We start from the raw sequence: 13,901 nt of genomic DNA on the forward strand, positions 1-13,901 counted from the left end.
GTGAAGGGCTCGGTCAATCGAGTTGCCCGAGTTTCCTAAGCCGATATTCCAGTTTGGCGCGTGTTATTCCCAGCTGGCGCGCTGCGGCGGAAACGTTTCCACCTGCGGCGGCCAGCCACGAAACGTAAAGCTCTGTCTCGGCCCGTTTGAGTGCGTCGGGTGTCGTTATCGGATGGCCTGGATCCTCGCGGTGCTCGGCCGATTGTGATGCCGTAGAAATCCGACCGCCTTCGGTCAGTTTGAGCGCGGGCGACGGCATCATCTCGAAGCCTGTAAACATATGCTGCAGGTCGATCAATGAGCCGCTTTCGGAAAGAATGACGCCGCGCTCGACGAGGTTCTGGAGTTCGCGGATATTGCCAGGGAAATCGTAAGCCAGAAGCGCGTCCATAGCCCGGCGGGTGAAACCGGCGGTGTCACGCCGATGTCGATCTCGGAAGAACGTCAGAAAATGCGCGGCGAGGAGTGGGATATCGTCGCGACGGTCGCGAAGCGGCGGGATGACGATCGGGAACACGCAGAGCCGAAAATACAGGTCCTGCCGGAAGCGTCCGCCCCTGACCTCTGCAGCAAGGTCGACATTCGACGCGGTGACGACACGAACGTCCACCGGTATCGTCCTTGTGCCGCCGACGCGTTCGATCTTCCGCTCCTGGATAGCTCGAAGGACCTTGCCTTGCGCCGAATAGGTAAGAGAGGCAATCTCGTCGAGGAACAGCGTGCCACCGTGGGCGCGTTCGAAATATCCGGCGCGCGACTGGACAGCGCCGGTAAAGGCACCTTTTTCAACGCCGAACAGCTCGGACTCGACCAGTGCTTCCGGGATGGCGGCGCAATTGATCGGCACGAAGGGCTTGTCCTGACGCGGGCTGAGCCTGTGTAACTCGTTCGAGAAAAGCTCCTTTCCCACACCGGATTCGCCGATGAAGAGCACCGTCGCGTCTGTGTCGGCCACCTTTTCGAGCATTAGCCTCGTTCGCAGGAAGCTGGCCGAAACGCCAACGACCTGGCCGTCTGGTACGGTGGGTGATTTTGCCGCCGATGTCGGCACCCCCGGGTTCACCGCTACGGGGCGGCGGCCGCTCCAGTCGAGGCCGAGATACTGGCGTTCGGGCGCACCGTCACCCCAGGCATCGGCATGTTGACCGACGACGAAGCAGCGCGGTGCGCCCATGGCTGCGCATTCGATTTCGCGGAACACCACCGGCTTGCCGAAGAGCGTGCTGGTATAGCCTGAGGGATACCCGATCTGCATCCAGCAGACGGGCTCGCTGGCAATACCATAGCTTGAGAGATGCTCGGCGGCCTCCGAGGAATCGTCCCAGTAGAATTCGCCGAAATAGGTCCCTTTGCGGAGATCAAACTGGAACTGCTTGGTCGTGACCTTGACGAAGCCTTCAAGCGTATGGACACGGGGACCTGCGGCGAGTGCATGGGTTAGATCCTCCTGCGCGAACCGCTTCTGGATCAGCTCCGCATCCCGAACGCCCTGCATGTAGCCGACACGCATGAACAGACCCTTGGCTGTCTCTATCCCGAAGGCATCGATGATCTCCTGCCGAAGCCGGCCGAGAACGAGCGACTGGATCAGGAGCATGCGCTGGTCGTTGAGCCAGATGCGGCCGTCGCCAAGCGCAAAATTCAGGGCCTCGGCGAGGTCTGCAAGAGTTGGGGTAGCCCCCGTGTCGAGTTCGCTGAAGGCGCCACGCGTCAAAATCCTCCCTGTCTTGCGGGAGGCTTCGGCAAGGGAGATAAGGTGATCCGGCGCCTGCGGGTCTTTCATGATCACATCGACATGTTATGAATTTAATGAAGTGTATTTCATTATTTTATGAAGCGCAATGAGTTGTATGGCGTCAGGATCAAACGCACTAGCTGTGCGCAAAATCTCAAATACTTTCAATTTCTTACGAGGAGGCGCCACGGTTCATCCCCGTGTTTTGGGGAACTGGCACAGGCCTTGCAACACAGTGAATAGCCGCTGGAGGAAGCGGCAGGAGGCTTTAAACCAAGGGTACGCGACGTCGGTCGAAGAGACAGTCAATCTCGTGACGGCGGAGCTATGCCTTTGATTTCGAGCACGTGCGAGTTTGAGGAGGAACACGATGAACATCGAAAACCAGAATTTTCTCGATCGTGAGCGCTGGCAGGGTCGCGCCCTGTTTGGCGACTGGCAGACGACTGCGGCTGGCGTCATGGATGTGACGGATCCGGCGACCGGAGCGGTCATTGCCTCAGTCGGTGTTGGCGGGCCGTCCGATATCGCCCGTGCCGCTGCCGAAGCGCGCTCGGCTCAGAAGGCTTGGGCAAAGACCCTGCCCACCGAGCGGGCGCGCATCCTGTCCAGGGCCGCCGACCTTCTCGAAGAGAACCGTTCGGAGCTGATCCCCTGGATCATGCGGGAATCCGGCTCGATCTATCCGAAGGCTGGCATCGAGATCGGGGATGGTGCGCTCTTCATTCGGCATGCGGCGACACTGGCGACCCAGCCGATGGGCCTGTTGATCCCGTCGATCGATGAGCGAACCAGCTACGCCAAGCGCGTGCCGCACGGCGTCGTTGGCGTGATCTCGCCGTTTAATTTCCCTCTCGTGCTGTCGGTCCGCTCGATCGCGGCGGCTCTGGCCTTCGGCAATGCAGTGGTTCACAAGCCTGATCCGCGCACGCCGATCTCGGGTGGCATCATCATTGCTCGGATTTTCGAGGAAGCAGGCCTGCCCAAGGGCGTCCTTCAGGTCGTTCCCGGCGGTGCCGATGCCGGCGAGGCGATGTGTATCGATCCCAATATTGCGATGATCTCGTTTACGGGTTCGGCACGCGGCGGCTCCAAGGTGGCGGAGATCGCGGGCAAGCATTTCAAGAAGGTCCAGCTCGAACTTGGCGGCAAGAACTCGCTCATCGTTCTCGACGACGCCGATCTTGATATCGCGGCATCAAACTCGGCCTGGGGTGCCTTTCTGCACCAGGGCCAGATCTGCATGGCGACCGGCCTTATTCTGGCCGATGAGACGATCGTTGAAGCCTTGACGGAGAAGCTCGTCGCCAAGGCATCCGATATGCCAGCAGGCGACCCTTTGAGCCATCAGGTGACGCTCGGCCCCGTCATCTCGGATGAGCAGGTGGCGGCCATACAGGCGATCGTCGACGACGCCGTCGCCAAGGGCGCCCGCCTTCTGGCCGGTGGCACCTATGAAGGCCGATATTATGCAGCGACGGTGTTGGCGGATGTCCGGCCAGGCATGCGTGCCTTCGAGGAGGAAATCTTCGGACCGGTCGCCTGCATCGCAAGCTTCAAGACGGATGCGGAAGCGATCTCCTTGACCAATGACAGCGACTACGGGCTCGCTGCCGGCGTCATCTCGTCCGACACGGCCCGTGCGCTGAGGATCGCGGATGAGCTCGATGTCGGCATGGTCCATGTCAACGACCAGACGGTCAATGGCGGCCCTTTCGCGCCGTTCGGCGGTCCACGCAAATCCGGGAACGGCACCCGCATCGGCGGCCCGGCCGACGTGGAGGAGTTTACCACCTGGAAGTGGATCTCGGTCAAGCACGCTGCCACGCCCTATCCCTATTGACGCCTGCCAACAGCAGGATGCGGGGCCATGGGCGCCCGCATCCTGCGCCAGCTACACCCTTTCCGGAGACCTGCCATGCAGATCAAAGCCGCCGTCGCCCGCGCTGAGGGCGCTCAACTGAGCTTAGAAACCATCGACATCGAAGAGCCGAGAGACAATGAAATTCTCGTCAAGGTCGTTGCGACCGGCGTTTGCCATACCGATATCGTCGTGCGCGACGGCATGATGCCGACACCGCTGCCCGTCGTGCTCGGTCACGAAGGGGCAGGCGTGGTCGAAAAGGTCGGCCGCGCCGTCTCAAAAGTGAAAGCCGGCGATCGGGTGGTGATGACGTTCAACTCCTGTGGCCATTGCCCGACGTGCCAGGACCAACATGCCAGCTATTGCCACGAGTTCTTTCCACGCAATTTCTTCGCCACGCGGACGGATGGTTCAAGCGCGCTGTCGGTTGGCGACGAGCGCATCAATGGCAATTTCTTCGGACAATCGTCTTTCGCCACCCATGCCATCTGCCATGAAGTGAACGTCGTCAAGGTGCCCGAGACGGCGCCGCTTGAACTGCTCGGGCCGCTTGCCTGCGGTATCCAGACAGGGGCGGGTGCCGTGATGAACGCGCTCAAGGTCTCGGCTGGAAAGTCATTTGCCGTGTTCGGCTCGGGTTCGGTCGGGCTTTCCGCCATCATGGCGGCCAAGGCCGTCGGCGCGACGACGATTATCGCGGTCGACATGAACGATGAGCGGCTGGCCATGGCGCGCGAACTTGGCGCCACGCATGTGATCAATCCCGGCAACGTCGATGCAACGACGGAAATTCTGGCGATCACGGGATATGGTCTTCATTTCGCGCTCGATACGACGGGGATTTCCAGCGTCATTCGCGGCGCGGTGATGGCACTGGCGCCCATGGGCACCTGTGGCGTTCTCGGCGTATCCGCCGTGGGAAGCGAAATCCATCTCGACGAGGTCCATTTCATGAGCGGTGGCCGACGCCTCATGGGCATCGTAGAGGGTGAATCCAACCCCGATACCTTCATTCCCATTCTGGTCGAACTCTATGCTCAGGGCCTGTTTCCCTTCGACAGGCTGGTGAAGTTTTACAACTTCGCGGACATCAACCAGGCGATCAACGATTCCGAGAGCGGGCGAACCGTCAAGGCGATCGTGAGGATGCAATAGTCTAGGAGGCACGCATCCGAAATAATGTCACGCCACAGGGCATGGATTTGCAATGTAGGGGTGGTCCGGGACGATACCGATAGCGAGCAGCCAAATCTCAGGATCGAATGTTGCGCTGGGCTATTGGGGGAAACGGGTGGGGGACGTCGACCCGAACCGTTGCTTTGTCAGCTTCGGCCCGCGCGAGGGCTCCCGCCCAAACGCGTGCCGGGCAGGCCACGGCCCGGAGGCTCGGCATCTCCAGCAATATCGCGCTCGCCAAGAACAGCTTGGAGGAGGTGTGCGCCGACCATCCGTTTCTAGGCGAGCCAAATCGACCGGGGCTGAGATCGCCCGGTCGATTGCTGACCGAAGTTGGTCTGAAAAGTCATCCATCGATAGGCCTGAGCTCAGGCAACGCCGCCCTCTCGATGATGAGGCCAAAAAAATCCTAGAAAGGATAGTGCTGGTTCGGATCCTCGATTGTGATCCAGCGCAGTTCCGTGAACTCGGCGATGCCGGATTTGCCGCCGAAGCGGCCGTAGCCACTGCCTTTCACACCGCCAAAGGGCATCTGGGCCTCGTCGGAGACGGTCGGGCCGTTGATGTGGCAGATGCCGGATTCGATACGGCCAGCAACCGAAAGGGCGCGCTTGATATCGCGGCTGAACACGGCGCTCGACAGCCCGTATTCCGTATCGTTAGCGATGCGGATGGCTTCATCCTCGCTCGAAACCCTGATCACGGGCTTCACGGGACCAAAACTTTCTTCGGAATAGAGGCGCATGTCGGGCGTAACGCCGTCGAGCAGCGTCGCTTCCACGACGCTTCCCTCGCGCTTGCCGCCGGCCACGAGTTTCGCACCCTTGGAGATGGCGTCGGCGGTCAGCTCGTCCATCTTGGCGGCGGCCTGCGCGCTGATCATCGATCCCAGCACCACATGGCCGCGCGGATCGCCTGCCGGAAGGCTTCTCGCCTTCGCCGTGAGCTTCGCGACGAACTCATCTGCCACCGCCTCATGCACGATGAGGCGTTCGGTCGACATGCAGATCTGCCCCATATTGGCGAAGGCGCCAAAGGCTGCGGCATTGACGGCACCGTCGATATCGGCGTCGTCGAGCACGATCAGCGGCGCCTTGCCGCCGAGCTCCAGGAGGGCCGGTTTCAGATGCCGTCCGCACAGTTCGGCGATGATCCTGCCGACCTTGGTCGAACCGGTGAAATTCACCCGGCGGACCCTCTCGTCGGAAATCAGATGTTCGACAATCCCAGGCGCGTCTTCCGGCGCGTTGGTAATCACGTTGATGACACCCGCCGGCAGTCCTGCATCAACCAGGCACTGAGCGATCAGACGGTGCGTGCCCGGGCACTGCTCTGAGGCTTTAAGGATGACGGTGTTGCCGCAAGCCAGCGGCATGGCGATGGCCCGAGTGCCCAAAATGACCGGCGCGTTCCAGGGTGCGATGCCGAGACATACTCCGGCCGCCTGACGCATGCCCATGGACAGGGAGCCCGGCTTGTCCGAGGGAATGACCTCGCCGGAAATCTGCGTTGTCATGGCCGCAGATTCCCGCAGGATGCTTGCGGCGAACATGACGTTGAAAGCACCCCAGGGGCCGGTTGCGCCCGTCTCCGCAGTCACCAGCTCGGAAAACTCCTCGACCTTGGATTCCATGATATCTGCGGCCTTCAGGAGGATCTTGCGCCTTTCGCCGGGTCCCGTCTTCGACCAGGCAGGAAATGCGGTGGCGGCTGCCTCGATCGCTCGCCGGGCATCGCCGAGGCTCGCTGCAGCGGCCGTCGTTGCGACGTCACCGGTATAGGGATTAATCCGGTCGTAGGTACGCCCGCTTTCGGCGGCCCGTTCGGAGCCGTTGATCAGCAGGGGGATGGTCGTCGTCATGGGTGTCTTCTCCGTTGAGGAATGGGCTGGTTTTGATAGGAATTCGGGAGGGGTCGAAAAAGCGGTGGCTCACGGCGCAGGCGCACGTCGCCCCGGTGCGCGCCGTGCTGACCTCCCACATCGCACGACCACATCCGTTTTCAGGCTCGATAGCCGATATCGATCACCGCGCGTCCCCCGGTAAATCGGGAGACGCAGGCACACATCTGCTCGTTGCTGTTCTTTTCCGCGTCGTTGAAGAAAACGTCGCGGTGATCGACGTCGCTGTCGGTTTCAACGATGCGGACAGCGCAGAGGCCGCATTCTCCCCGCTGGCAATCGTAGATCATATCAACCCCCGCACCGATCAACGCATCCAGCAGCGATTGGTCAGGCCGGACCGTCGTTTGGATGCCGCGATTGAGCACGGACACCTCGAAGGCGGTCTCGGTGAATTTTCCATTGTCGCCAAACACCTCGTAGCGCAGGCGGCTGACAGGGCGACCGCTTTCGAGCCAGACGTGCTTGACGGCCTGTAGCAGTCCGAGCGGACCGCAGACATAGGCTTCTCCATTCTCAGGAAGAGCAGCGATTTCTTTGGCGAGGTCCAAATTCCGGCCTTCGTCTGCCGGAAATACCTCGAGCCTGTTGGCCAGAAGGTCGGAGAGGTCATCGATGAACGGCATGACGCTGCGCGAGGCGCCGCCATAGATCATGCGCAGATCCTGATCCGCTGCCGCCAGCGTGCGCGCCATACCGTAGATGGGGGTGACGCCGATGCCGCCTGCGATCAGAAGATAACGACTGGCGCGCCAGGACAGCTCGAAGCGGTTCTCCGGTGCCGTCACATCGACCGCATCGCCTGGTTTGAGCGATGCGATGAAACGCGATCCGCCGCGGCTGTTGGGATGCAGCTTGGCCGCGATCGCCAGACAGCCGGGCGGTGCCGGCAGACATGTGTAGGTACGGATGGCGCGGGCGCCGTCAATGAGAACAGCGATATTGGTGTGTGAGCCCGGATCGAAGGGGGGAAGCGTGCCCTGCACGTCAAACTCCACCCGATGAACTCCCTCGGCGATTTCTGCGGTCGAACGGACGCTCGCCCGCCGCCACTCCATGTTCATGCGCATTATTTCTCCTCCCAGAGTTTTTACGCGACAATCAGTGCGAGGCCCGGCACTTTCGGTATCAGGCTGCGATCCTCGCTCATGATAAATTCGAGATTTCTGCGCGCCAGCCGCGCATGTTCGCGACCCAGGAATTCGGCACGCGCCCCTTCTCGGCCCTCCAGTGCATTCACCATGTCGCGATGTTGCGTCTGCGCAAAAACCAGCGACTGGCGAAAAGCCGGAACGTCCTCCTGCTTTTCCAGAAAGGCGCTGGGGGAGGCAAAGGGCAGTTGCACGATCCGTTCCAGCTCCCGCCGCATGGTCTCGCTGCCCGGTAGCAGGGCCAGGGCCGCATGGAACTCCGCATTGAGCTCGACATACCGCTCGAAATGCATGTTTTCGGGACGGTCGGTAAAGGCGTCGTCGAGCGCACGGACCAGCGCCCGCAGATGCCCAAGTCGCGCCGCCGGCACACCGCGTTCCGCCGCCAGCCGCAGCGCCGTTCCCTCCATGAGCCCGCGCAGTTCGATAGCATCGAAGACATCTGCCGTGGTGAAGCTACGGATGGCGTAACCGCCCGAAGGGATCAGCTCCAGTAACCCCTCCTGCTCCAGTCGCGAAAGCGCAGCTCTCAGCGGCGTGCGGGAAACGCCGAGCATCTCGGAGAGGGCGACTTCGGAAAGGCGCTCACCCGCAGCCATGCCGCCACCGAGAACGATGTCACGCACACCGAGTAGGGCTTTAAGCGTCTGCGTGTCCCGCTTTGTCTCCATGTGTCTACTCCGCAGCCAGTCGGACGGCCTGTTCACCATCGATCATGCGGTCGGTCAACTTGCGCGCCCACATCGATCCGGCATCGATATTGAGATTGTAGAACACGTGGTCGGGATTTGCCTCAATGGCTTTCTGCTGGGCTTCGAGAATGTCTTCATCCTCGCGGAAGACACCTGCGACAGCCTCGCGCAGCTTGTGCGTCCAGGCCTGGTTGCCGATGTCCCAGTTGCGTGCGAAAGCCCAGAAATAGTGACAGGTCGAATCTGTCTCGGGGGTCATCGTGTTGAGCACGAAACCGTTGACGCCCTGGCTCCTGTCGCCCTGCGGCGCACCCGTGCCGGCAACCGCGACGCCGACATCGATGGCAACGGTCGAAGGGGCCTGGAAGTGGATAATCTGCCAGCGATCGACCTTGCCGGGCTTGCGCAGTTGATCGGACCAGAAGGGCGGTGGATCAATCCCCTCCATCCAGCGTGTCACTGTCGCCGTCGTGTCGGAATGCGTGACCGTGAAGGGGGCTTCCGCAACGGCGCGGTTGCCGATCGACGAACCGTGCACGAATGTCTCATGGGTGAGATCCATGAGATTGTCGACAACGAGCCTATAGTCACATTTCACATGAATGACCTTGCCGTCGCTGGCCCATTCCGGATCGTCGTTCCAGTGCAGGTCGGGTATTTTGGTCGGATCGGCGAGAGCCGGATCCCCCATCCATATCCATAGAAACCGATGACGCTCCTCCAGTGGGTAGCTCTTGACGCAAGCCGAAGGGTTGATGGTTTCCTGCGACGGCATATAGACGCAGCGGCCTGTCTCGTCGAACTCGAGCCCGTGATACCCGCAAATGACATTGTCGCCATGCAACTCCCCTTTGGAGAGCGGCAGCAGCCTGTGCCAACAGGTGTCGGCCAGCGCGGCGGCCTTTCCGTTCTGCTTGCGAAACAGGACCACGGGCGTGCCGCAGATGGTTCGAGGCAACAGAGCCCGCTTCACCTCTACGTCGTAGGCGGCAGCGTACCAGGCATTAATAGGAAAAGTCCGGGGTTTCATCGCATCACTCCTCCAAGTGCTCAATAATGAATACCATTCGTATACAGAAAATGTCAAATACTTAGATAAATGGCGCAACAAATTATAATATTATCATTTTTGTATACATGGGGATGGTTATGGTGGGCCTTTGGTTACAGGGGTGACGGAGGATACTCTGACTGGCGATCCAGTTTCCAGCGATCAAGCATGCGCAAAAGCTCGATCCTGCGCTCTTGCCAAACGGGTTCGGGTGTTTCCGAGAGAATCCCCTCTATACCCGTTTCGACCTTGTTTTGCAGGTCCGCATTCAGGAGGGGCGCGCCAAGATCAGCCCACATTGCGCGCAGTGCGCCGCCAAGATTGGCGAAAGCTGCAGCTGCCCCGCCTGGTCCGCCGGCCAGGTGCTGGCTGATGAACGGACCGGTTGCGGCCCATCGTTGCCCGGGGCCTTCCGTCAACGCAAGATCAATGTCACCTGCCGAGGCGACGCCTTGTTCGAGAAGGAAGAACGCCTCGCGCATGAGCGCTGCCTGAAGGCGATTGGCGATGTGGCCGGACAGCTCCCGACGCACGTGGATGGGGACTTTCCCAATCGCTGTGTAAAAGCGCATCGCTGCCAGGATCGTGGCCTCCGATGTGCGCGCGCCGCCCACGACTTCCACAAGCGCAATCAGCGGTACGGGGATGAAGGGATGCCCCGCAATGATGCGTTCGGGGTGTAAAGCCTTTGCCTGAAGGAGGCTCGGCATGATGCTCGATGTGCTGGACGCGATCACCGCATGCGACGGCGCGGCAGCCTCGATGGCAGCAATAACCTTGCGCTTCACCTCAAGATCTTCGGGCGAATTCTCCTGGACCCAGTCGCAATTGGTCACGGCCTGCTCGATTGTCGGAACGAAGGTCAGTCGGTCGATCGCGGCCGTGATGCCGACCGCGTCAAGTCCCAGCAGTCTGAGGTCCCGCGCGACGGCCATGCGCAGACGCTCTTCCGCGCCCAGGGCAGGGTCGGCGCAAGTGACGCTCAAGCCGCGCGCCAGAAGATGGGTTGCCCATCCCGCGCCGATATTGCCGCAGCCAACGACAGCAATTTTTTCCGGCACAGTCATTTTGCCTTCTCCGGAAACGAAGGGAGCGTCAGGAGTGAGACTGCGGCAATCAGGAGGATTGCACAGGAAAACCAGAGCGCGGTGTCATAGGAGTTCGCCATAGCCTGAAGTCGAGAGATCACGAGCGGGCTGAGGCCAAGGCCAAACGCGAAGATCCCGTACAATATGCCATAGATACGGCCATAGACGGCGAGGCCGAAGTAACGGGCTGTGAGATAACCGATAACATCACCTTCAGCACCCAGCGCGAGGCCAATCAGCAGGGCGCCAGGCGCGGCGGCGGCCACACCGAACAGCGCGATGATCGCAAGGCCAAGCGCGGCCAGCAACACGGCGCTCGCCGCTATATAGGGAGCAAAAATCCGGTCCATAAGAGCGCCTGCGCCAAGCCTGCCGACAAGTAAGGCAACACCGATCAAGCTCTGGATCTGTGCGGCTGACGACAGGTCCATGCCAGCGTCTGTGAGCATCGGCACCATATGGAACGTGAAGCCGCCGACGCCCAGCGCCACAAGCAGAAAGGTAAAGGCGAGACGCCAGAGGAACGGCGATGACAGGTCTGGTGTGCGGTAGTGTGCGTCTGTGGATTCCTCTGCCTTCGTCGCAGTCGGGACCGAAACACTCGATCGAAGCCGTGGCACGAGAAGTGCCAGCGACAGGGTTGAGCACACCAACACGAGCGCGGCGACTGCAAGATAGCCTTCCCGCCAGCTATTCTGCGCGATCAGGGAGGCGATAATGGGCGGGGCGATGATGGCCATGACACCGCCGCCAGCCAACGTGGCGCCAAGCGCAAATCCGCGCGCTGCGACAAAGTTCTCGCTGACGATCCGCGTGAATGAAACCGGTCCGGTCGCGGATCCGACGCCGATCAACAGCAACTGAACCAGAAGGAACAGCGCGAAGCTGCCGCCGATCCTGCTCAAGACCAGATAACCCACGATCATCGCGCAGAAGGATACCAGCAAAGGCCGGACCACGCCGAACCGATCGACCAGAGTGCCCACAAACGGCGAGAGAATAGCCAGCAGCATGCCGCCTGCCAGCGTTACCAGCGACATCTGTTCGCGCGACCAGCCAAAGGTTTGGGTCAACGGCCCGACAAACAAGCCTTGCGAATAATAGGCGATGGACGAAACGCCGCCCGCCAGACCGAGAAACGCACCGAGTAAAACGGGCCACTTTCTTGATAATTCCTGCCATGCGGTTTCGCGCATCTGTCATCCTCCTCCCCAGGACATCGCCGACAGACAGCCGACGACTTCAGCCAATATTCCTCAAAGAAATGGATCGGTCAATCTTTCTTTCTTAAAGAAGAAGTTTTTGTCAGTGTGTATCACGGGTTGATCTTCTGTGAGCTTTCAGCGAAGATTCAGTTCTATAAGATGATGAGGTAAGAAGATCTTTTGACGATGCGCAGACGCCAAGCCGACAGACGGCAGGAATCGATGACCCTCATCCTAGACGTTGCCGAGGCAGAATTCGCGTGGAAGGGTTTTGACGGCACGAGCTTGACGAACGTCGCCAAGGCCGCCGGCATCGATACGGCCCTCATGCGCTATTATTTCGGCGACAAGAAAAACCTGTTCGAAGCTGTGTTTCGGCGGCGCGGCCCTTTTTTGAATGAACTGCGGCGCGAGGCCTTTGAAGCCTATGAGGCTGAGGTCGGCGAGGCGATGACACTTGAAGGCGTGATTGATGCGTTCATCCGACCGGGACTTCAGCTCAGCATAACGGACGATGGCTGGCGCAATTACGATGCGGTCGTGGGCTTCGTTAACAGTTCCGGTGGCGAGCTGCGCCGTTTGATGTCGGAGGTGTTCGACGACACCTCGCAAATGCTTCTTAGATATATGCGCCGTGTCCTGCCAGACGCGTCTGAGGAGGAGATTTACTGGAGCTATCACTTCCTCAGCGGCAGTTTGACCTTTTCCCTCAGTCAGACGGGCCGCATCGATGTGATCTCGAACGGATTGGTCTCCTCGCGCGACCTGGGTGCGATCCTCGACCGCCTCCCAATCCTGTTCGGCGCCGGTATCCGGGCGATGTGCGCGCAGCCGCAAAGCGCCCCGAAAGGGCCGCAGACATAGGAAAGCTTTCGGCAAAGAGGCGATCCCGCTACGACCGACATTCCGCTAGAGCGTTTCCTTGTTAAATGGAAACAGTTCTGTTGGTTCAAACGGGATCGACTGCTTGTCCGGAGGGCGCGTGGCGTAGCCTTAGCATACGGCCAAGCCGTCCGGGCAGGCAGATGGCCCGTTTCAACCAACCCGGAGGGCCGGGCATATTTCCGCCAGGACAAAGGCGATCGGCTCGACCGTACCTTAGGGTATGCCCTTCGCCAATCGCCTTTGTCCTGACGAAAATCTGCTCCGGCAGAACGTTTCCATTTAACAAGGAAACGCTCTAGGCCATGTAATGGAGATCGTTGTCGATGCCGATGGCCTGGCCACTGATCGCCCCGCCTTCTCGTGACGCCAGAAAAACCGCCAGCGCGGCGACCTCCTCGGCAGAGACGAGGCGTTTGATTGAAGTCCCGGCCAGTCCTTTCCGGATGATATCTGCCGGATGGACTTGCGCGACCGCAGCTTTGGCCGAGACCACGGCCTGGAGTCTGGGGCCATCGACCATTCCCGGCAGAATCGCATTCGCACGAATATCGTAGGATCCCAGTTCGGCGGCGATTGTTTTCATAAAGCCGATAACGGCCCACTTCGCTGCCGCGTAGGGACTGCGGTTGGGGTAGGCCATCCGTCCTGCCGCCGACGACATGCACAGGATCGAAGCACAGTCGCTTTTCCTGAGTTCCGCGACGGCGAGGCGGACAAGATTGTACTGCCCTGTCAGATTGACGGCCAAGGTTCGGTCCCAGTCTTCCGGCATGATCTCGTCCACGCGGCCGGTCGGGCCGGATATTCCAGCATTGTTCACCAGCGTATCGAGCCCGCCAAGCGCGCCGATGGCCGCAGTGAACATGGTGTCAACGGCGGTGCGATCCGTCACATCACACACGGCGCTTCCAGCAGACGGAAGAACCACCGCGAGCGCCTCAACCGCCTCCGCGCTGGAATCGCAGACGAACACAGCCGCGCCCGATGCGACGAAGGCGCGCGCGATTTCCAGGCCGATGCCGCTCGCACCCGCTGTCACCAGAACACGAAGGCCTTTTACTGTCGGCATTCCATCTCTCCCGGACGTCATTTATGTGGGACCCGGGTGGTCATCCACCACCCCGTAGTCGAGTTCCTTATGCGATCTGATCAGA

The 13,901-nt window shown here is 60.5% G+C and carries 11 protein-coding genes; 3 read left to right on the forward strand and 8 right to left on the reverse strand.

The window, feature by feature from the left end; genetic code table 11:
• Window positions 1-13 precede the first annotated feature (13 nt).
• On the reverse strand, window positions 14-1,783 hold the full coding sequence (locus EKM04_RS12790; RefSeq protein WP_183894757.1) for a sigma-54-dependent Fis family transcriptional regulator: 1,770 nt from the start codon (window positions 1,781-1,783) through the stop codon (window positions 14-16).
• A 322-nt stretch (window positions 1,784-2,105) separates the two neighbouring features.
• On the opposite strand from EKM04_RS12790, the gene EKM04_RS12795 reads away from it, so the two are divergent.
• Both EKM04_RS12795 and EKM04_RS12800 read left to right on the forward strand, forming a co-directional pair.
• Window positions 2,106-3,578 carry a benzaldehyde dehydrogenase gene (locus EKM04_RS12795; protein WP_183894759.1) on the forward strand — a complete coding sequence of 491 codons (1,473 nt, stop codon included), beginning with the start codon at window positions 2,106-2,108 and terminating at the stop codon, window positions 3,576-3,578.
• Between the two features lie 75 nt (window positions 3,579-3,653).
• Window positions 3,654-4,754 (forward strand): NAD(P)-dependent alcohol dehydrogenase, encoded by a 1,101-nt coding sequence (locus EKM04_RS12800; protein ID WP_183894760.1) that lies wholly within the window; start codon window positions 3,654-3,656, stop codon window positions 4,752-4,754.
• Between the two features lie 430 nt (window positions 4,755-5,184).
• Here the strand turns inward: EKM04_RS12800 and EKM04_RS12805 are convergent, their stop codons facing one another.
• From EKM04_RS12805 to EKM04_RS12830, 6 genes are all read right to left on the reverse strand, one after another.
• On the reverse strand, window positions 5,185-6,636 hold the full coding sequence (locus EKM04_RS12805; protein ID WP_183894762.1) for an aldehyde dehydrogenase: 1,452 nt from the start codon (window positions 6,634-6,636) through the stop codon (window positions 5,185-5,187).
• 140 nt (window positions 6,637-6,776) lie between these two features.
• Complete coding sequence (locus tag EKM04_RS12810) at window positions 6,777-7,745, reverse strand: PDR/VanB family oxidoreductase (RefSeq protein ID WP_183894764.1); 969 nt, start codon at window positions 7,743-7,745, stop codon at window positions 6,777-6,779.
• 20 nt (window positions 7,746-7,765) lie between these two features.
• Window positions 7,766-8,497: a GntR family transcriptional regulator gene (locus EKM04_RS12815; RefSeq protein ID WP_234910899.1), complete on the reverse strand. Its 732-nt coding sequence runs from the start codon at window positions 8,495-8,497 to the stop codon at window positions 7,766-7,768.
• A gap of 4 nt (window positions 8,498-8,501) precedes the next feature.
• Complete coding sequence (locus EKM04_RS12820) at window positions 8,502-9,548, reverse strand: aromatic ring-hydroxylating dioxygenase subunit alpha (protein WP_174154133.1); 1,047 nt, start codon at window positions 9,546-9,548, stop codon at window positions 8,502-8,504.
• Between the two features lie 134 nt (window positions 9,549-9,682).
• On the reverse strand, window positions 9,683-10,636 hold the full coding sequence (locus EKM04_RS12825) for a 3-hydroxyacyl-CoA dehydrogenase family protein (protein WP_183894768.1): 954 nt from the start codon (window positions 10,634-10,636) through the stop codon (window positions 9,683-9,685).
• Window positions 10,633-11,853, reverse strand: a complete 1,221-nt coding sequence (locus tag EKM04_RS12830) for an MFS transporter (protein WP_183894770.1) — start codon at window positions 11,851-11,853, stop codon at window positions 10,633-10,635. The genes EKM04_RS12825 and EKM04_RS12830 overlap by 4 nt, the downstream gene beginning before the upstream one ends.
• Window positions 11,854-12,084: 231 nt before the next feature.
• Here EKM04_RS12830 and EKM04_RS12835 point away from each other — a divergent pair, with 231 nt between their 5' ends.
• Window positions 12,085-12,726 (forward strand): TetR/AcrR family transcriptional regulator, encoded by a 642-nt coding sequence (locus EKM04_RS12835; protein WP_202049526.1) that lies wholly within the window; start codon window positions 12,085-12,087, stop codon window positions 12,724-12,726.
• Between the two features lie 316 nt (window positions 12,727-13,042).
• Here the strand turns inward: EKM04_RS12835 and EKM04_RS12840 are convergent, their stop codons facing one another.
• Window positions 13,043-13,816 (reverse strand): SDR family oxidoreductase, encoded by a 774-nt coding sequence (locus tag EKM04_RS12840; protein WP_183894772.1) that lies wholly within the window; start codon window positions 13,814-13,816, stop codon window positions 13,043-13,045.
• Window positions 13,817-13,901 lie beyond the last annotated feature (85 nt).

Source organism: Rhizobium skierniewicense Ch11 (assembly GCF_023757665.1).
Classification (GTDB): domain Bacteria; phylum Pseudomonadota; class Alphaproteobacteria; order Rhizobiales; family Rhizobiaceae; genus Agrobacterium; species Agrobacterium skierniewicense.